The organism is Candidatus Pelagibacter sp. (assembly GCF_052049995.1).
In the GTDB taxonomy this organism is placed as follows: Bacteria; Pseudomonadota; Alphaproteobacteria; order Pelagibacterales; family Pelagibacteraceae; genus Pelagibacter.
In genome coordinates this window covers 1-18,319 of the sequence record NZ_JBNGYX010000001.1, presented here as the reverse complement: position 1 = coordinate 18,319, position 18,319 = coordinate 1, and the positions used below count along the sequence as shown (strand labels likewise).

Genomic DNA, 18,319 nt, shown 5'->3' with positions numbered 1-18,319 from the left:
TTAAATATTTTTCAGTTGATCTCCGTATACATAGCTTTTGATATCTATTGCTAAACCTGTTTTTATATCACAATCTACTATAACACCACACAAAGTAGCATCTCCAGTAGCGGGAAAGTGTTTCGCTGAATTCTTTTTTAAAAATCTATTCAAAGAATTTTCTTTATTCATTCCAATCACTGAGTCATAATCCCCACACATACCTGCATCGGTTTGATATCCAGTGCCATTATTAAGTATTCTGGCATCATTTGTCGGAATATGGGTATGGGTTCCAACCACGAGAGTTGCCTTTCCATCAAATAGATGTCCTATAGCATTTTTTTCGCTAGTAATTTCACCATGGAAATCAACTACAAGAAAATCAAAATCCTTTTTCATTTCATTTTCTTTTAAAAATTTTTGAGAAGCTTCAAAAACATCATCACACTTTTTCATAAAAACGTTACCCATCAAATTAAGAACTCCAATTTTTATATCATTCTTTGTTTTATAAATCTGAAAACCTTTTCCTGGTGAAGGTTCAAATAAATTTTTAGGTCTTAATAATCTTTCTTCTTTATCAATAAATTCCATAATTTCTTTTTGATCCCAAACATGATTGCCGGTTGTGATAACATCAACTCCACAATTAAAAAAATCCTTACATATCTCTTTAGTTAGCCCCACACCTTGATCTGCTGCATTTTCACCGTTTACTATAACAAAATCGATTTTGTTTTTATCAATTTCATTTAATAAATTACTTGTTAATTTAGAACATCCTGAAATTCCAACAACATCTCCTAAAAACAAAATTCTCATTGTATAATTTTTTTCTCGGTTATTATTAAATCAAGTTTCTTATCATGCCTGTTGATAGGTATTTTTTTTATCTCCTGGTATGAAAATCCAAATCCAATTTTAAATATTTTTTTAATTTTAGATACCTTTTCTAAATAACGATCATAAAATCCTCCACCATAGCCTAATCTATTCAAATCATGATCATAAGCTACCAAAGGAACAAATATTATATCTGGGTAAATTTTTTTTCCTAAAGTTGGCTCAGCAATTCCATACTTATTTATTTTTAAAGGATCTTTATTTGTCCATTCAAAAAAATCCATTTGGTTATTTTCTCTAATTATTGGTAAGGAAATATTTGCCTTTTTGGTTCTTAAAAAATAAAGCATATCCAAGTCATCAATCTCATGATTATAAGGGTAATACCCTCCTACATTTTTGAAATTAATTTTATTTTTTTTTAAAAATCGATAAATTCTTTCAGGATTGAGACTAAGTTTTTTATTCGAATTTTTTTTTCTAATATTTAAAATTTTACTTCTTAGCTTAGATTTACTCACAGACCTACTTTGAAATGTTTTCTAATTTTGCTTTTTTTACAAAATTTGATATTTGATCAGCAGCTTCATCAATTAAATTTTCGTATTTTTTTTGATTATCGTCAATTTCTTGTTTTAAATTTTCATGATCAAGATTTAGTTTTTCAATTTCAGTTTCTTTTGTGTCCCTATAATCGTAAATTAGAGATTTAAGTTCTTTAAATTTTTTTGATAGATCATTTAATTCTTCTTTTTTTTGATCTACTTTTTTCTTAGTTTCGTAATATTCATCCATTATTTTTACAGCTGTAATTAATAATAATTTATTTTCACCTAGATTTCCCAAATCATTTTTTAAATTATTAAACTTTTTATTAATCTGGATTAACAATTCTTCTAAGTGCTCCTCTTGTCCATCTTCACAAGCTAGCAAAAACTCTTTATTGTTAAATTTTATGCCTACATTTGCCATTTATCTATTTCATCCAATAGTGTGTCGGTTTCTTGATTAAGTTCGTCAATTTTTTCAGAAAATTCAATTTGTTTTCTTTCTTCCAGCTTTTCTTTATTTTTTAAATCCTCAAGTTTTTTTGATAAACTTTCATGTTCCTCGAGTAAAGTTTTATATTTTTCTTCGATCTGTATTTTTTCAATTTCTAATTGATTTTGTTTTGTGCTTAAATTTTCGATATTTTTTTGTAATTCAGGATTTGTTAGATCTAAATTTTTTAACTCCTCTAATGCAATATTTAATTTTTTTTCTTTTTCGTTTATAGAATTCATATATATATGTTTATATTATTAAATAGATTCTTCTTAGTCTAGTCAGGATAATTTTGAGCAAACTACACAATGATTTAGCTAATTGCATCAGATTTTTATCAATTGATGCTGTTCAAAAAGCAAATTCAGGTCACCCAGGAATGCCAATGGGTATGGCAGATGTTGCAACAGTATTATTCAAAAATTTTTTAAGATTTAATCCAAAAAATCCGGATTGGTTAAATAGAGATAGATTTGTCTTATCTGCTGGTCATGGTTCTATGCTTTTATATTCTTTGCTTTACCTAACTGGATATAAAAGCATATCAATTAATAATATTAAAAAATTTAGACAGCTTAATTCTATTTGTGCTGGACATCCTGAATATCATCCGAAAACTGGTATTGAAACTACAACAGGTCCTCTTGGACAAGGTATATCTAATGCAGTTGGTTTTGCAATAGCTGAAGAAATTTTAAAAAATAAATTAGGTAAAGATTTAATTAATCACAAAACTTATGTTTTAGCTGGAGACGGATGTTTAATGGAAGGAATAAGTCATGAAGCGATGAGTTTAGCAGGACATTTAAAACTTAAAAATTTAGTTATGCTATTTGATAACAATTCAATTTCAATTGATGGTCCAACAAATCTCGCGGTTTCAGACAATTTTAAAAAAAGATTTGAAGGATATGGTTGGGATTATATTTCTATCAACGGTCATAATGAAAAAGAAATTTTTAAAGCACTAAAAAAAGTTCAAAAAGCTCAAAAACCTTCTGTGATTTCTTGTAAAACAAAGATTGGATATGGTTCACCAAATAAATCAGGAAAAGCATCGTCCCATGGAAGTCCTTTGGGAGTAGATGAAATCAAACTTGTAAGAAAAGCCTTAAATTGGAAAACTAAGCCTTTTGATATCCCAAATAAAATTTTAAACGAATGGAGAAAAATTGGTCAAAGAGGTGAGATTTTAGAAAAAAAATGGAACAAAGCATTAAAAAGAAAAAAAATAAAATTTAATCAAGCTTTAAAAAATAACTTTACTACGGTGCTTAAGAAAGAAAAAGAAAATGCAATAAACGAGCCAAAAAGTTTAGCTACCAGAAAATATTCAGAAATGACATTGAATGCATTAACAAAACAAAAAAATAATTTAATTGGTGGCTCTGCTGATTTAGCGGGATCAAATAATACAAAAACTAAAAACCATAAAATAATTAAACCTGGAGATTTTACTGGTGACTACATTCACTACGGGGTGAGAGAACACGCAATGAGTGGGGTTATGAATGGTATCGCACTTCACAGTAATCTAATTCCTTATGGAGGTACTTTTTTAATATTTTCTGATTATTGCAAACCTTCGATCAGATTGTCTGCATTAATGAAAAAAAGAGTCATTTATGTAATGACTCATGACTCTATTGGGCTCGGGGAAGATGGCCCTACCCATCAACCTATAGAACAGCTTTCGGGCTTACGTGCTATACCTAACTTAAATGTATTTAGGCCTGCAGATAGAATTGAAACTATTGAATGTTGGGAGCACGCCTTAAAAAGCTCAGAAACACCTAGCGTACTATCTTTAACAAGACAAAATTTAAATCCAGTAAGAAAAACATACTCAAATAAAAACTTATGCTCATTAGGTGCTTATGAGGTTTTAAGAACAAATAAAAAAATTAGTCTAACAATATTAGCAAGTGGATCTGAAGTTAATCTGGCGTTAGAGGTTAGCCATAAATTAGCCAAAGATAAAATATATTCCAAAGTGATATCAATGCCTTGTATGGAACTTTTTGAATTACAGTTAAAATCTTATAAAAATAAAATTTTACAAGAAACAAAATTTAAAATATCCATTGAAGCTGGATCAAGCGATTGTTGGAAAAAATATGTAGGTCACAACGGTATTGCTTTTGGAATTGATGAATTCGGAAAAAGTGCACCCTATAAAGATATTTATAAATATTTTGGACTAGAGAGTACGAACATTAAAAATATCACTAAAAAATTATTAAATAAATAAAATGACAATTAAAATTGGAATTAATGGAATGGGACGGATTGGTCGTATGGTTGTTAGATCAATTGTCGAAAGTAAAAATAAAAATTTAAAAATTAATCATATAAACAATAAGTCAAATTCAGAAACTACATCTAAGTTAATCAAATATGACTCTATACATGGAAAATTAAATGCTGAATTAGATTACGATACAAATCATCTAATAATTAATAAAGATAAAATTTCATTTTCTCAAGAAACAAAAATTGAAGAGATAAATTGGAAAAAACATGATGTTGATTATGTTTTCGAATGTACTGGAAAATTTAATTCAAAAGAAAAACTTCTTGCTCACATAGAAAATGGTGCAAAAAAGGTGATCGTTTCTGCTCCATGTAAAAATGCTGATAAAACAATAGTATTTGGTGTTAATGAAAATATAATTACTAAAGAGGATAAAATAATATCTGCAGCTTCATGCACAACTAATTGTCTGGCACCGGTGACCCATGTTCTCAATGAAAATTTTGAAATTGAAAAAGGTTTTATGACTACAATTCATGCATTTACTAGCGATCAGAGAATTTTAGATAATTCACACAAAGATCCAAGAAGAGCAAGATCAGCGAGTCAATCAATAGTTCCTACTTCAACAGGAGCTTCAAAAGCAATAGGAGAAATAATACCAAACCTGAAAGGAAAACTAGAAGGTATTGCGATGAGGGTGCCCACTCCTAATGTCTCTCTTGTTGAACTAGTTTTTTGTACAAAGAAAGATATTAATATAAAAAAAATTAATGATGCCTTTGAAAAAGCGTCAAAAAATAGATTAAAAAATGTCTTAGAAGTTACTCATGAAAAATTAGTATCTATAGATTTTAATCACCATCCTGCTTCTGCAATAGTAGATGCTTCTTTAACAAATGTAGTTGGAGGCAATATGGGCAAAATATCAGCCTGGTATGATAATGAATGGGGCTTTTCTAATAGAATGTGTGATATCGCTCAAACTTTGCATGAAATCTCTTAATGAGAAGTATTATTAACGAAAAAAATCTAAACAATAAAAAAATATTATTAAGACTGGATTTAAATGTTCCTTTAGACAAAGGAAAAATAATAGACACAACAAGGATTGATAAAATTCTTCCTACATTAGATTTTTTGATTAGACAAAAAGCTAAAATTATAATTTTATCTCATGTTGGAAGACCAAGAGGTAAAATTGTTAAAGAGCTCTCCCTAAAACCAATTTGTGAAGAATTGCAAAAAAAATTAAAAAAAAAAGTAAAACTAATTAGTGAAAATATCAAAGAAATAATAAATAAAAAATTTTTCAATAACTATAATGAAGATATTTTTGTTTTAGAAAATATTAGATTTTATTCTGAAGAAGAACAAAATGACAATAAGTTTGCTGAATTAATATCAAATCTTGGAGATATATATGTCAATGATGCTTTCTCTTGTTCGCATAGAGCTCATGCCTCAATTTACGAAATTCCAAAATTCTTACCCTCGTTTTCTGGGTTACAGCTAAACTTAGAAGTGAATGCACTCAATAAAATAACTTCTGAAATTACTAGGCCAATTACTTGTGTTATTGGAGGGTCTAAAATTTCAACTAAGATTAATGTTATTAAAAATTTAATTCCTAAATTTGATAATCTTATAATTGTTGGGGGTATGGCTAATAATTTCATAGAATATTTTGGAAATAGTGTTGGGAAATCTATTAAAGAGAAAAATTGCGATAAAATAGTTGAAGAAATCATCTCTCTTTCAAAAAAAGAAAAATGTAAAATAATCTATCCAGAAGATGTAGTAGTATCTAAAGATTTAAGTGGATCTCCACAAAAGAAAGAATTGAGCGAAATATTAACTGATGAAATGATATTAGATATTGGTCCAAAAACTATAGAAAAAATAACAAAAATTATTGATAATAGTAAAACTATACTTTGGAATGGACCGGCAGGATATTTTGAAAATCCAAATTTTGCTTATGGAAGTATTCAAATTGCAAAAAAAATAATTGAAAATAATAAAGCAAACAAGATTTATTCAGTTGTTGGTGGTGGAGACACAGTTTCCTTGTTAAATAATTTAAACGCTGTTAATGAGTTTAATTTTGTTTCAACTGCAGGTGGAGCTTTTTTAGAATATCTTGAAGGTAAAAACCTTCCTGGTATAACCGCACTAAATTAAAATGTCTGAATTAAATAAAATTGCACTTAAAATAATTTCCAATGGCAAAGGTATACTTGCTGCTGATGAAAGCAATGGAACTATGACAAAAAGACTTGAAACAGTAAATGTCAAATCAACTCCAGAAAATAGGCTTTCCTTCAGAGAAATTCTTTTTTCATCAGACGGAATAAAGGATTACATAGGTGGTGTTATTCTTTACGATGAAACAATTAATCAAATTTCTAGCACAGGAAAATCAATACCAGATTTAATATCTAGTTCAGGTGCAATTCCTGGAATTAAAGTTGATACTGGTGCAAAAGATTTAGCAAATTCACCTAAAGAAAAAATTACAGAAGGATTAGATGGCCTTCGAGATAGATTGAAAAAATATTATGATCTTGGAGCAAGATTTACAAAATGGAGAGGCGTTTATTCTATTAGTGAAAAATTTCCAAGCAAAATCGCAATTAATAGTAATGCTCATGCGCTTGCTAGGTACTCTGCGCTAGTTCAAGAAAGTGGAATGGTTCCAATTGTAGAACCTGAAGTATTGATGGATGGAAATCATTCTGCTGAAGTTTGTTTAAATAAAACATCAGAAGTAATTAAAAAGTGTTTTGAGGAACTAATTTTACACAAAGTTGATCTCTCAGGAATAATATTAAAACCAAATATGATTTTGTCTGGCAGCCTATCAAAAAATAAAATCTCTAATGAAGAAGTTTCTCTCAAAACGTTAGAATGCATTAAAAATTCTGTACCCAACGAAGTTCCTGGGATAGCTTTTTTATCTGGAGGGCAATCTGAAATTGAAGCTACAGAAAATTTAAATTTAATAAATAAAAATAATAATACAAATTTTATAATGACCTATTCATATGGAAGAGCTCTTCAACAAAGTGCTTTAAAAGTTTGGTCTAGTGATATTAAAGATGTAGATGCAACTCAAACTACTTTCAACCACAGAGTTAAAATGTGCACTTTAGCTGCTCAAGGAAAATGGTCTAGCGAACTTGAAAATAAATAAAAAAAAATTTATTTATCTCATTTCTCCCAACAAAATAGTCAATTCTTTCTATAACAATCTTGAATTAGTTCTAAAAACAAAAAAAGTAAGTTTTTTTCAACTTAGACTTAAAAATTATTCTATTAAAAAGAAAATTATAATTGGAAAAAAAATTAAAAATATTTGCAAAAGAAATAATGTAAAATTTATAATTAACGATGATCCTTCACTTGCTTTAAAATTAGACGCAGATGGTTGCCATCTAGGTCAAAAAGATATGAGTATTAATGTAGCAAAAAAAATACTTGGTAAAAAAATTATAGGAATTACTTGTCATAATTCTATGAATTTAGCAAAAAAAGCAATTAAAGCTAAAGCTGATTACCTTGCCTTTGGTGCTTTTAATCAATCTAAAACTAAAAAAACTACGCATGTAGCATCTGTAAAGATTTTAAATAAAGTTAAAAAATTTACAAAAATACCAACAGTAGCTATTGGCGGAATTAATGCTGTTAATTATAAAAATCTATTATTGAATAATGCGAATTTTTTAGCTATCTCAGGCTACATTTGGAAAAATAAAAAATATAAACCGTTACAAGCTATAGAAAGATTAAAATGAAAATTAATGCTGGAGAAATAAGAGTTGGAATGCTCTTAGAATATAAAAATGACTTATGGCAAGTTTTAAAAACCCAACATGTAAAACCAGGAAAAGGTGGAGCGTTTGCTCAAGTTGAAATGAAAAGTTTAAACAAAAATACAAAGTTAAATGAAAGATTTAGATCAAGTGAAACAGTAGAAAAAGCATCGTTGGAGGAAACTACTTTCAATTATCTTTATAGCGATGAAACTAATTATTTTTTTATTAATCCAAAAACATTTGAACAAATAGAAATAAAAAAAGAAACTATAGGTGATAAGGGTAAACTTTTAACTGAAAACTTAAAAGTTTCTGTAAGTTTTTATAATGAAAACCCTTTATCAATTGAATTACCTAACCAAGTAAATTGTAAAATTAAAACTACTGATGCAGCGCTCAAAGGACAAACTGTGTCATCATCTTATAAACCAGCAACTCTTGATAATGGTTTAAACATACAAGTTCCTCCATTCATTGAAGCAGGTGATGAAATCGTAGTTGATACTAGAAATTTAGAATACTTAAAAAAAATCTAAAATGATCTCTATATCTTCAAATTTAAATATTATGATCAAAGCAGCTGAGAAAGCCTCGAAGTCTGTGATAAGAGATTTTGGAGAAGTTGAAAAACTACAAGTATCTAAAAAAGGACCTCGAGATTTTGTTACAAAAACTGACAGACAAGTAGAAAAAATTCTAATTGAAGAACTTTCTAAAATCAAAAAAAATTATTCTTTTTTATCAGAAGAGGTTGGTTCAATTGAAAATGACGATAAAGATAATATTTGGATTATTGACCCAATAGATGGTACAACAAATTTTTTACATGGCATTCCTCATTTTGCAATTTCTTTAGCTCATGAATCAAAAAAAGAGATAATTAGTGGTTTAATTTATGATCCTATTAAAGATGAAATGTTTTATGCAGAAAAAAATAAAGGAGCTTATCTAAATAATCAAAGATTACGAGTATCAAATAAAAACTTAATAAATGAATGTTTGTTTTCTAGTAATCATGAAGGAGTCAAATTTAGCAATTTGAATATGAGATATAGTGGTTGTGCAGCATTAGATTTAGCTTATGTAGCTTCAGGTAGATTAGATGGCTTTTTTCATAATAAAATTAATATTTGGGACGTAGCAGCAGGAGCCTTGTTAGTAAAGGAGGCAGGTGGGATAGTTAATGATTTAGATAAATTCGATCATAATAATATAGATATTAGAGCATCAAGTGGTGCAATTAATGATAAAATGCTTGAAAATTTAAAGAACTTTTAATTGTGTTCTAAGTTTCTTTTGCTATAAGTCTCGATATGAAAAAAGACATACATCCAAACTACCACACTATAAAAGTTGAAATGACTGATGGCACTCAATTTGAAACTAAATCAACTTGGGGTGCTGAGGGGGATATATTAAAATTAGAAATAGACCCTAAATCTCATGCAGCCTGGACTGGTGGAAAACAAAAATTAATGGATAAAGGTAGAATAAGTAAATTTAATAAAAAATTCCAAAACTTTAAATCAGAAAAAAATAGCTAAATGTCAAACGCACCCTTAATGCCAATGGCAACTGCTGTATGGTTAGTAGAAAATACTACATTAACTTTTAAGCAAATCGCAGATTTTTGTAAATTACACGTAGTTGAAATACAAGGTATAGCAGATGGTGAAGTGGCAAAGGGTATTAAAGCATATAATCCCATTATATCTGGTCAACTTTCAAGAGAGGAAATTGAACTATCTTCAAAAGACGAAAATAGACCATTAAATATTAAAAGTAATGATATTGAAATTTCAAATAATGAAAAAAAAATAAAGAAATATATTCCTTTATCAAAAAGGCAAGATAAACCCGACTCTGCTTTATGGTTAATTAAACAACACAATATATTAAAAGACTCCCAAATAGCCAAGTTAGTTGGCATCACTAAAAATTCTGTAACATCAATTAGAAATAAAAGTTATTGGAATTATAATAATTTAAACCCAAAAGATCCTGTTGCTTTAAATCTATTCACTCAAAAAGATTTGGTTGAGGCTATTGAAAAAGCTGAAAGAAGAATAAAAAGAGAAAAAAAAGAAAAAGAAAAACAAAACAAATCAAACCAGGCATCTGTATAATGAATAAAATTAATAGACATAAATTTATAAAAGTGTTATCTAAGCGCTTTTTTGGAGGTTGTTATTAAAATAGAAGTTAAAGATAATAATGTTGAACAAGCTTTGAGGGTTTTAAAACGAAAACTTCAAAGAGATGGTTTCTTTAAAGTTATTAAATTAAAGAATACTTATGAAAAACCATCAGAAAAGAAAAAGAGAATACTTCAAGAAAATATAAAAAGAGTTAAGAAATTAAATAAACTCAAAAATAGAATTTAAAAATACCGCGGGGTGGAGCAGTCTGGTAGCTCGTCAGGCTCATAACCTGAAGGTCGGCGGTTCAAATCCGTCCCCCGCAACCAATTTAATTATATTTTAAAATTAGACTTCTTGCTATCAACAAGGAAAGCCTTAACTGTTTCTATAGTTAACTGATTGAATGATTTTCCAAATTTTTCTATTTTCTCAATTACAGCTGGAGGAATAGTAATTATATGGCAGCCCAATTGTTTAGCTTGCAAATAATTATACGGTTCTCTCACACTAGCCCATAAGATTTCTACATTTTTATAATTTTTTGCTAATTTTATACTTTTGACAAATTCAGGGATTGGATCTTTTCCAGCATCTCCTGCTCTTCCAGCAAAAATTGATATTATCACTTTTGTTTTTTTATTTATTACTTTAAGTATTTTTGCAGTTTGTTTAGCTGTGTATACTGCCGTTATATTCAACTTAATATTTTTATTATTAAGCTTTTTAATTACATTTCCTGTAAACTTATTTTTTGAGTTAACCACTGGAACTTTAACATATATATTTTTACCCCAGGTATTTATTTTTTTTCCTTGATCAATCATAGATTTTTGATCATCAGCAAACACTTCAAAAGAAATTGGTTTGTTTTTGCAAAACTTAAGTATTTGTTTAGAATATGACTTATAGTCTTTTGCACCAGCTTTTCTCATAAGGCTTGGATTAGTTGTAAACCCTTTAACAATTTTTTTTTTATTAAATTTTTTAATTAAAGAGACATCTGCGATATCACAAAAAATCTTTATATTCATAAGATCTACAAATTTTTTGTAATATCCTCTGTCATTTTTTTTGCATCTGCAAAAAGCATTAAAGTATTTTCTTTATAGAATAAATCATTGTCTATTCCTGCATATCCGGGAGATAAACTTCTTTTTACAAATAATACAGACTTACATTTTTCCACGTCTAGGACTGGCATTCCATAAATCGGACTTTGAGGATCTGTTTTTGCTACGGGATTAGTAACATCATTTGCACCAATCACAAATGCAACATCTGCATTTGCAAAATCATTATTTATTTCTTCCAATTCAAATACTTCATCATATGGAACATTTGCTTCAGCTAACAAAACATTCATATGACCTGGCATACGTCCAGCGACTGGATGAATAGCATATGATACTTTTATATCGTTCTTTTTTAATGTATCCACCATTTCTCTTAAAGCGTGCTGTGCTTGTGCCACTGCCATTCCATAACCTGGAACAATTATAACTGAAGACGCATTTTTCATTAAAAAAGCTGCGTCGTCTGCATTACCACTTTTTACTGGTCTTTGTTCTTTGTTTTGACTTCCAGAAGTTTGTTCTGTAGCTCCAAAACCACCTAAAATAACATTAAAAAATGATCTATTCATTCCTTTACACATTATATATGAAAGTATTGCACCAGATGATCCAACCAATGCTCCTGTAATAATTAGAGCTGTGTTTTCTAAAGTAAATCCAATTCCAGCAGCGGCCCAGCCTGAATAAGAATTTAACATTGAAATTACAACTGGCATATCTGCACCACCAATTGGAATAATTATCAGAAAACCAATTAAAAAAGAAACTGCTATTAAAATCCAAAATAAATTAGATGATTGAGTTGAACAAAGGTAAATTGTTAATATTACAATTAATATTAGTAATAAAGCGTTTAATAAGTGCTGACCTTTAAAGGTTATGGGTGCACCTGACATTATTCCTTGTAATTTTAAAAAAGCTATAACAGAGCCAGAGAAAGTAATCGCACCAACTGCTGCTCCTATCGCCATTTCAATTAAACTTGCAAGCTTTATATTTCCAGGTGTTCCAAGATTAAAAGCTGCAGGATTTATAAATGCTGAGATAGCAACAAATACTGCTGCTAGACCAACCAAACTGTGAAAGCCTGCAACCAATTCTGGCATTGCAGTCATTGGAATACGATATGCTATAAATGCTCCAATGCCACCGCCTATAGCTAAAAATATCAAAACATAAACAAATCCAGAGCTAAAATTACCAACAGACAGAAATGTGACCGATACAGCAATAACCATTCCAATGATTCCAAATAAATTTCCCTGCCTAGAAGTTTCAGGAGATGACAAACCTCTTAAAGCTAAAATAAATAATACGCCAGATATTAAATATAAAATTGCAGATAAATTTGCAGACATTAATTATTTATCCTTTTTCTTTTTTTTATACATTGCTAACATTCTTTGGGTGACTAAAAATCCACCAAAAATATTAACAGCTGCTAAAGTAATTGCTAAAAATCCATATATGCTAGAGGATGAAAAAACTACTCCATCACTTCCAGATAAAGCTGCAATTATCGCACCTACAATGATTACTGAAGAAATTGCATTCGTAACTGACATTAAAGGAGTGTGTAAAGAGGGTGTTACACTCCATACAACGTAGTAGCCAACAAATATTGACAATATAAATATACTTAATCTGAATATAAAAGGATCTATTTCCATAAAATATTACTTAATAAGTGTTTTTTCAATTATTTCATCTTCTAAATTAATATTCAATTTCTTATTTTCTTTATCATATAAATTAGAGATAAAATTAAATACATTTTTGGCATATAAATTAGAAGCTGATACGGGTAATTTATTTAATATATTTGCTTCACCCAAAATTTTAACATTATTTTTTTCCACAATTTTATCAACTTCCGTAAAAACAGTATTTCCTCCTTGAACTGCTGCTAAATCATAAATTACTGAACCTGATTGTAAATTTTTAAACATCTCCTCTTTAATTATCTTTGGAGCTTCTCTGCCTGGAATTAAAGCAGTACAAATTATTATATCAATTTTTTTCAATGTTTCTGAAAGTAATTCTTCTTGCTTTTTTTTAAATTCATCTGATGCTTCTTTTGCATAACCGCCTTCGGTTTCTAAATTTTCAGATCCTTCTACTGTAAGAAATTTACCACCCAAACTCTCAACTTGCTCTTTTGAGGCCATTCTTACATCTGTTGCAAATACTACTGCTCCCATTCTTTTAGCAGTTGCAATAGCTTGTAACCCAGCAACTCCAGCTCCAACTACTAATACTTTTGCTGCAGGAACTGTTCCAGCTGCAGTCATCATCATCGGAATTGCTCTTTCATAAACCTGGAAAGCTTCTACAACAGCTTTGTATCCAGCAAGGTTAGCTTGAGATGATAAGATATCCATAGATTGTGCTCTTGTAATTCTAGGCAGTAACTCTAAAGAAAAACAATTTATTTTCTTTGACTTTAAATTCTCTAATTTTTCTTTGTTTACAAAAAAGTTTAATGAACCAATTAAAGTTTGATTTTCTTTAAACAATGATAATTTTTCCTCTACAGGTAATCCTAATTGAACAACAACTTGAGAATTTTTAATTATTTCATCTTCATTATCTAAAAAATTAACTCCTAGATTTTTGTAATCTTCGTCATTAAAACCTAAATTAGTTCCATAATTATTTGGTAATGTTAAATTAAATCCTAAACTGATATATTTTTTTGCAATTTCTGGGGTAATTGCTATTCGCTTTTCAATATCTCTATTTTCTGAAATTGAGGCTAAATTCATAAAAAAACAAATTAAGTTATTATAAAAGAAATATTGCCATTAAAACTAAAACTGAGATCACAGCAACAGTTCCCCACAAAACAAATTTTGTAAAATTATTCCAAGTATTTTTATGGTTTTCATTATCCATAAAATTATTTCTGTCTTGCTTTAAATTTTGGGTTCGTTTTGTTAATAACATAAACTCTACCTCTTCTTCTAACTAATTTAGAGTTTAAGTCTCTTTTTTTAATAGATTTTAATGAACTTTTAATTTTCATAATTAGTGGGACTTAATAAAGGAACTTATATAATCTTTCAATTGTAATTTTCCATATTTTTGAATTATTTCATTATTATGTGAAATTTTAGTCAATGCTGAGGCATATCGCTCCCCTGGTCTTGATTTTAAAAATACAATCTTTTTTTTAAACATTCTGGCTACGTTTAGAATAGAGTGTGATTTTTTATTGCTTATGCTGTAATATTTACATTTATCTGCTTTAAAAGCATCATAACAAGTTTTAACAGTGTCATAAATATGGGTAAATCTTCTTGTTTGGCTCCCTGGTTTAACTACAGTTAATGGCTTTTGATTTAAAAACTGGTGCTCAAATATTCCTATAACTGTTGCCATTTCTCCAGTTTTAATTTGACGGGGACCATAAACATTATAAAAAAAGACAACTTCGAATTTAAAATCAAACCATTTTTTTAAATTTTCTAATAATTCTAAATTTTTAGATTTAGTAAATGCGTATGGAGATAAATTTTTATCATTTCCTTTATTTCCTAGGCTTGCTGAGGTTGCTGAATAAATTATTTTAATATTATTATCTAAACAAAATTTAAAAACTGCTTTAGAGCCTATTGAATTAGAGTAATAACATTCATCAAATTTTTTAAAACTTTGAAAAATTCTTGCAAACTCACCAAAATGAAAAATGGAATTTATCTTGTTTTTTTGTTTATTTAAAATTTTTCTAATATTTGATGTATCTCCTTTAATATATTTTACTCTTTTATTTTTTATATGATTTTTTTTTGAACCTGATGAGTAATTATCTAAACTAATAATTTCATATTTTGTTTTTTTTATTAAAAATTCGATTAAGTTTGAACCAACAAATCCTGCTCCACCTGTTACAACTATGAAATTTTTCATTTTTAGATAGCCTGGCAACGTCCTACTCTTCCATGTCTTAAGACAAAGTACCATCGGCGCTGAAAGGCTTGACTTCCGAGTTCGAAATGGGATCGGGTATTACACTTTCGCAATAATCACCAGGCGAGCCGTTGTACATTTTAAAACTCTAAAAGTAAAGACTTTGTGAAAATTATTTTTAATATGATGATGTAAATTTTTGAGTATTTTCGGGGCTTTTTAAACTCTGATATATCCAAGAAAATGTTTTTTCTAAACCACTGTACAATTTTATATTTGGCTCCCATTTGAAATCATTTATAATTTTTGTGTTATCACTTGATCTTCCTCTAACACCTTTAGGTTTATCTAATAGATATTCTCTCTCTACTTTGTACTCAGCAATTTTTTCAACCATATCAATCATTTGATTAATAGATACCTGTTCACTGCTTCCAAGATTGTAAACGTCTCTAAAATCAGAATTAAAAATTTTTTTTGTTCCATAAATACAATCATCAATAAACATAAAGCTTCTAGTTTGCTCTCCATCTCCCCAAACTTCAATTGATTTTTCGTTATTTATTTTAGCACTAGCCACTTTTCTACATATTGCTGCAGGAGCTTTTTCTCTACCACCATCGAAGGTTCCCAATGGTCCATAAACATTATGATACCTAATACATCTTGTCTCCAAACCAAAATCTTCAGTAAAATGTCTACACATTCTTTCACTAAATAATTTTTCCCATCCATATCCATCTTCAGGTTCTGCAGGATAGGCATCACTTTCTTTTAAACCTGGAACAAACGTTTCGATTTGCTTTTGACCGTTATATACACAAGCGCTTGAAGAAAAAAAATATTTTTTCACATTGAATTTTCTACAAGCTCTTAGCATGTTAGTATTTATTAATACAGAAAGCATACATTCAGCTTTATTGTTTTCAATAAAACCCATTCCACCCATGTTACAAGCCATGTTGTAAACATAATCCACACCTTCAATTATTTTTTCACAGTTTTCAATTTCTTTTAAATCTAAAGAAAAATTTTTACAAACTTCAAAACTTTGGAACCAATATTCAATCGGTTTAATATCCGCACAAACAACATGATGGCCCTCATCTATTAATGATTTTACTAAATAACCCCCAATAAAACCACCAGCTCCACAAACTAAGTATTTTGACATCCGTTCTAATTAACAGTTTTTAAAAACATTTCAATTGATTTTTATTTTAAGTAAAATACTAAAGATATAATGTTAAAGAAAATTGAGAAATATTGGAATAAAAAACCTTGTAACATAAATCATTCATCAAAAAAGTTCCTAAGTTTAGAATATTTTAATGAAGTTAGAAAAAAAAAATATTTTGTAGAAAATCATATTCCAAAATTTGCAAACTTTAAAAAATATAAAGGTAAGAACGTTCTTGAAATCGGATGTGGAATTGGAACTGATGCAATTGAATTCATAAGTAATGGCGCTAATTATATTGGCATAGACTTGTCACAGAAATCAATAAATATCTGTAATGCAAGAGTTAATGCATACAAGTTAAACAAAAAAAATCCAAAGTTTATAAAAGATAATTGTGAAAATTTGAATAATATTATCAAATACTTAAAAAAAAATAATATAAAGTTAGACCTAATTTACTCATTTGGAGTTATTCATCATACAAAAAATATGAAAAAAGCTTTTGAGAGCATACATAAAATATCCAACAAAAATACTGATATTAAAATTATGCTTTACGCTAAAAATTCTTACAAAAATTATTTATTAAATATAACAAATTACAGATATGAAAGACAAAAGGGTTGTCCTGTTGTCTATCGGGTTGGCTCAGAAGAAATTCAAGAATTAATTAAAAAAAAATTTAAAATCTTAAATCAATACCAAGATTTTATATTTAAATATCAAATCTCACCTTATAAAAGAAATAAATATATTAAAATTAAACATTTTCAATTTATGCCAACAAAAATTTTTAATGAGCTAAAGAAGAATATTGGCGAACACCTTATGCTTGAATTAAAAAAAATTTAAAAACTTAAATATTTCTTATTAATTTTAAAAAACCATTTACCCAGTTATTTGGTTTTGTAAGATTATAAAATATTTTTATATTTTTAGAGAAATTACTGTAGTTTTTGATATTCATTATTTTATTAATTTTTTTAGCTGACTCATTGATATTAAAAATATTTATTGATATCCCAAATTTATATTTTTTATTTAATTGATTTATCAAACCATCGTTTGATAGAATTACTGGTAAACCGAAGCTAGCTGCTTGATATAAAACGCCACTTGGATAAGAATAATTTTTATACGCTATCCAAATAACATCTGTTGCAGTGAATAATTTTGCCTCCATTTGTTCATTCTGCCAGCCACTAAATATTATTATCTTTTTTTCATAAATTAATTTTTTGACCTCAGTAGATTTTAAAAAAGTTTTAGTAGATGAAAACTGCTTTCCAGCGATTATTAGCCTTATATTTTTACCTATATAGTTTGATTTAATAATTTGAAAAAGTTCTTCTAAACCTTTTGAATCAATCAAAGCACCATATAAAAGAATATATTTCGATTTCTTTGATAAATTTAAAGATTTTCTAACTTTTACTTTATTTAATTTAAATCGAGTTTCTTTTGGATCATGTAAGAATAAAATTTTTTTACTTAAATTTTCGTAATATTTTTTTATAAATTTTTCAAGTAAATGATCATTTAATATAACACTTTTTATAAAAGGTTTTTTTAAAAGAATTTTAAATAAAATTTTGTAAATTAAATCAAAACTACCTTGCTGGAAAATCTTAAAATATTTTAAATGAAATTTAGCACCAAGAAAAATGCCAATAATTGGAATATTATTAAAAGGATTACCAAATAAGCATAGAGGAATTAAAAATCTCTGTAGAGAAGTGAAACAAATTAAATCAAAATTATCATATAAATTTTTTTTGTAAAAATTTATTAATCTATTGTAATTAATTACTTGTTGAAAATATAAATTTCCTTTGAGAAAAAAAGGATAATTATCAAAATCTTCTGAGATAATTTTAAATTTTACTTTTTCCTCATTTAGTATTTGAATTGCTCCTTTTCCATACTTGATAGTCTTTTTTGAAGTAAGCAAAGTAATTTCAAAATCTTTATTTTTTAAAGACCTTAAAATATATTTTATGTATCCAGTTAAATAATGACCCTCATAGTAGGTTTCAATTATTAATAGTTTTTTCATAGATTAAGTATTAGCG

The 18,319-nt window shown here is 28.0% G+C and carries 24 protein-coding genes, 1 tRNA gene and 1 rRNA gene; 12 read left to right on the top strand and 14 right to left on the bottom strand.

Annotation, left to right across the window (positions count from 1 at the left end):
* The 4 genes from ACTT9Y_RS00130 to ACTT9Y_RS00115 are packed head-to-tail and all read right to left on the bottom strand — an operon-like array spanning window position 1 to window position 2,108.
* A complete protein-coding gene (locus ACTT9Y_RS00130) occupies window positions 1-804 on the bottom strand; it encodes a TIGR00282 family metallophosphoesterase (RefSeq protein ID WP_440932482.1) in 804 nt (267 codons plus the stop codon).
* Window positions 801-1,346 carry a 5-formyltetrahydrofolate cyclo-ligase gene (locus ACTT9Y_RS00125; RefSeq protein WP_440932481.1) on the bottom strand — a complete coding sequence of 182 codons (546 nt, stop codon included), beginning with the start codon at window positions 1,344-1,346 and terminating at the stop codon, window positions 801-803. The genes ACTT9Y_RS00130 and ACTT9Y_RS00125 overlap by 4 nt, the downstream gene beginning before the upstream one ends.
* A gap of 4 nt (window positions 1,347-1,350) precedes the next feature.
* A complete protein-coding gene (zapA, locus tag ACTT9Y_RS00120; protein ID WP_440932480.1) occupies window positions 1,351-1,797 on the bottom strand; it encodes a cell division protein ZapA in 447 nt (148 codons plus the stop codon).
* A complete protein-coding gene (locus ACTT9Y_RS00115) occupies window positions 1,785-2,108 on the bottom strand; it encodes a 5-formyltetrahydrofolate cyclo-ligase (protein WP_440932479.1) in 324 nt (107 codons plus the stop codon). The genes zapA and ACTT9Y_RS00115 overlap by 13 nt, the downstream gene beginning before the upstream one ends.
* Window positions 2,109-2,161: 53 nt before the next feature.
* On the opposite strand from ACTT9Y_RS00115, the gene tkt reads away from it, so the two are divergent.
* From tkt to ACTT9Y_RS00060, 11 genes are all read left to right on the top strand, one after another.
* Window positions 2,162-4,120: a transketolase gene (gene tkt / locus ACTT9Y_RS00110; protein ID WP_440932478.1), complete on the top strand. Its 1,959-nt coding sequence runs from the start codon at window positions 2,162-2,164 to the stop codon at window positions 4,118-4,120.
* Window position 4,121: 1 nt separating this feature from the next.
* Window positions 4,122-5,129: a type I glyceraldehyde-3-phosphate dehydrogenase gene (gene gap, locus ACTT9Y_RS00105; protein WP_440932477.1), complete on the top strand. Its 1,008-nt coding sequence runs from the start codon at window positions 4,122-4,124 to the stop codon at window positions 5,127-5,129.
* Complete coding sequence (locus ACTT9Y_RS00100) at window positions 5,129-6,307, top strand: phosphoglycerate kinase (RefSeq protein WP_440932476.1); 1,179 nt, start codon at window positions 5,129-5,131, stop codon at window positions 6,305-6,307. The genes gap and ACTT9Y_RS00100 overlap by 1 nt, the downstream gene beginning before the upstream one ends.
* Window position 6,308: 1 nt before the next feature.
* Entirely contained in the window at window positions 6,309-7,319 is a 1,011-nt protein-coding gene (locus tag ACTT9Y_RS00095) for a class I fructose-bisphosphate aldolase (protein WP_440932475.1), read from the top strand.
* Entirely contained in the window at window positions 7,306-7,920 is a 615-nt protein-coding gene (thiE, locus tag ACTT9Y_RS00090) for a thiamine phosphate synthase (protein ID WP_440932474.1), read from the top strand. The genes ACTT9Y_RS00095 and thiE overlap by 14 nt, the downstream gene beginning before the upstream one ends.
* Window positions 7,917-8,477 (top strand): elongation factor P, encoded by a 561-nt coding sequence (efp, locus tag ACTT9Y_RS00085; protein WP_440932473.1) that lies wholly within the window; start codon window positions 7,917-7,919, stop codon window positions 8,475-8,477. The genes thiE and efp overlap by 4 nt, the downstream gene beginning before the upstream one ends.
* Before the next feature lies 1 nt (window position 8,478).
* Window positions 8,479-9,219, top strand: a complete 741-nt coding sequence (locus ACTT9Y_RS00080; protein ID WP_440932472.1) for an inositol monophosphatase family protein — start codon at window positions 8,479-8,481, stop codon at window positions 9,217-9,219.
* 35 nt (window positions 9,220-9,254) lie between these two features.
* Complete coding sequence (rpmE, locus tag ACTT9Y_RS00075) at window positions 9,255-9,485, top strand: 50S ribosomal protein L31 (RefSeq protein ID WP_145596160.1); 231 nt, start codon at window positions 9,255-9,257, stop codon at window positions 9,483-9,485.
* Window positions 9,486-10,067, top strand: coding sequence for a cell cycle transcriptional regulator TrcR (locus ACTT9Y_RS00070; RefSeq protein WP_440932471.1), 582 nt, complete (start codon window positions 9,486-9,488; stop codon window positions 10,065-10,067).
* 63 nt (window positions 10,068-10,130) lie between these two features.
* Window positions 10,131-10,325, top strand: a complete 195-nt coding sequence (gene rpsU, locus ACTT9Y_RS00065) for a 30S ribosomal protein S21 (protein ID WP_075484443.1) — start codon at window positions 10,131-10,133, stop codon at window positions 10,323-10,325.
* Window positions 10,326-10,331: 6 nt separating this feature from the next.
* Window positions 10,332-10,408, top strand: a tRNA-Met gene (locus tag ACTT9Y_RS00060).
* Window positions 10,409-10,414: 6 nt separating this feature from the next.
* On the opposite strand, the gene ACTT9Y_RS00055 is transcribed toward ACTT9Y_RS00060, so the two are convergent.
* From ACTT9Y_RS00055 to ACTT9Y_RS00015, 9 genes are all read right to left on the bottom strand, one after another.
* On the bottom strand, window positions 10,415-11,113 hold the full coding sequence (locus ACTT9Y_RS00055) for a transaldolase family protein (protein ID WP_440932470.1): 699 nt from the start codon (window positions 11,111-11,113) through the stop codon (window positions 10,415-10,417).
* Window positions 11,114-11,118: 5 nt separating this feature from the next.
* Window positions 11,119-12,513: an NAD(P)(+) transhydrogenase (Re/Si-specific) subunit beta gene (locus tag ACTT9Y_RS00050; RefSeq protein WP_440932469.1), complete on the bottom strand. Its 1,395-nt coding sequence runs from the start codon at window positions 12,511-12,513 to the stop codon at window positions 11,119-11,121.
* Window positions 12,514-12,516: 3 nt separating this feature from the next.
* The gene (locus ACTT9Y_RS00045) at window positions 12,517-12,825 is read right to left on the bottom strand and encodes a proton-translocating transhydrogenase family protein (RefSeq protein ID WP_440932468.1); all 309 of its coding nucleotides are present in this window, start codon (window positions 12,823-12,825) and stop codon (window positions 12,517-12,519) included.
* 6 nt (window positions 12,826-12,831) lie between these two features.
* Window positions 12,832-13,920, bottom strand: a complete 1,089-nt coding sequence (locus ACTT9Y_RS00040) for an NAD(P) transhydrogenase subunit alpha (RefSeq protein WP_440932467.1) — start codon at window positions 13,918-13,920, stop codon at window positions 12,832-12,834.
* A 19-nt stretch (window positions 13,921-13,939) separates the two neighbouring features.
* Window positions 13,940-14,050 carry an aa3-type cytochrome c oxidase subunit IV gene (locus ACTT9Y_RS00035; protein WP_075484395.1) on the bottom strand — a complete coding sequence of 37 codons (111 nt, stop codon included), beginning with the start codon at window positions 14,048-14,050 and terminating at the stop codon, window positions 13,940-13,942.
* A gap of 4 nt (window positions 14,051-14,054) precedes the next feature.
* Window positions 14,055-14,180 (bottom strand): type B 50S ribosomal protein L36, encoded by a 126-nt coding sequence (gene ykgO, locus ACTT9Y_RS00030; protein ID WP_008545413.1) that lies wholly within the window; start codon window positions 14,178-14,180, stop codon window positions 14,055-14,057.
* A 2-nt stretch (window positions 14,181-14,182) separates the two neighbouring features.
* Window positions 14,183-15,064 carry an NAD-dependent epimerase/dehydratase family protein gene (locus tag ACTT9Y_RS00025; RefSeq protein WP_440932466.1) on the bottom strand — a complete coding sequence of 294 codons (882 nt, stop codon included), beginning with the start codon at window positions 15,062-15,064 and terminating at the stop codon, window positions 14,183-14,185.
* 9 nt (window positions 15,065-15,073) lie between these two features.
* A 5S ribosomal RNA gene (gene rrf / locus ACTT9Y_RS00020) occupies window positions 15,074-15,188 on the bottom strand.
* Window positions 15,189-15,242: 54 nt separating this feature from the next.
* Complete coding sequence (locus ACTT9Y_RS00015; RefSeq protein ID WP_440932465.1) at window positions 15,243-16,238, bottom strand: NAD-dependent epimerase/dehydratase family protein; 996 nt, start codon at window positions 16,236-16,238, stop codon at window positions 15,243-15,245.
* 69 nt (window positions 16,239-16,307) lie between these two features.
* On the opposite strand from ACTT9Y_RS00015, the gene ACTT9Y_RS00010 reads away from it, so the two are divergent.
* Window positions 16,308-17,099, top strand: a complete 792-nt coding sequence (locus ACTT9Y_RS00010) for a class I SAM-dependent methyltransferase (RefSeq protein ID WP_440932464.1) — start codon at window positions 16,308-16,310, stop codon at window positions 17,097-17,099.
* Window positions 17,100-17,103: 4 nt separating this feature from the next.
* Here ACTT9Y_RS00010 and ACTT9Y_RS00005 read toward each other — a convergent pair whose 3' ends face one another.
* Window positions 17,104-18,303: a glycosyltransferase gene (locus tag ACTT9Y_RS00005; protein ID WP_440932463.1), complete on the bottom strand. Its 1,200-nt coding sequence runs from the start codon at window positions 18,301-18,303 to the stop codon at window positions 17,104-17,106.
* Window positions 18,304-18,319: the final 16 nt, after the last annotated feature.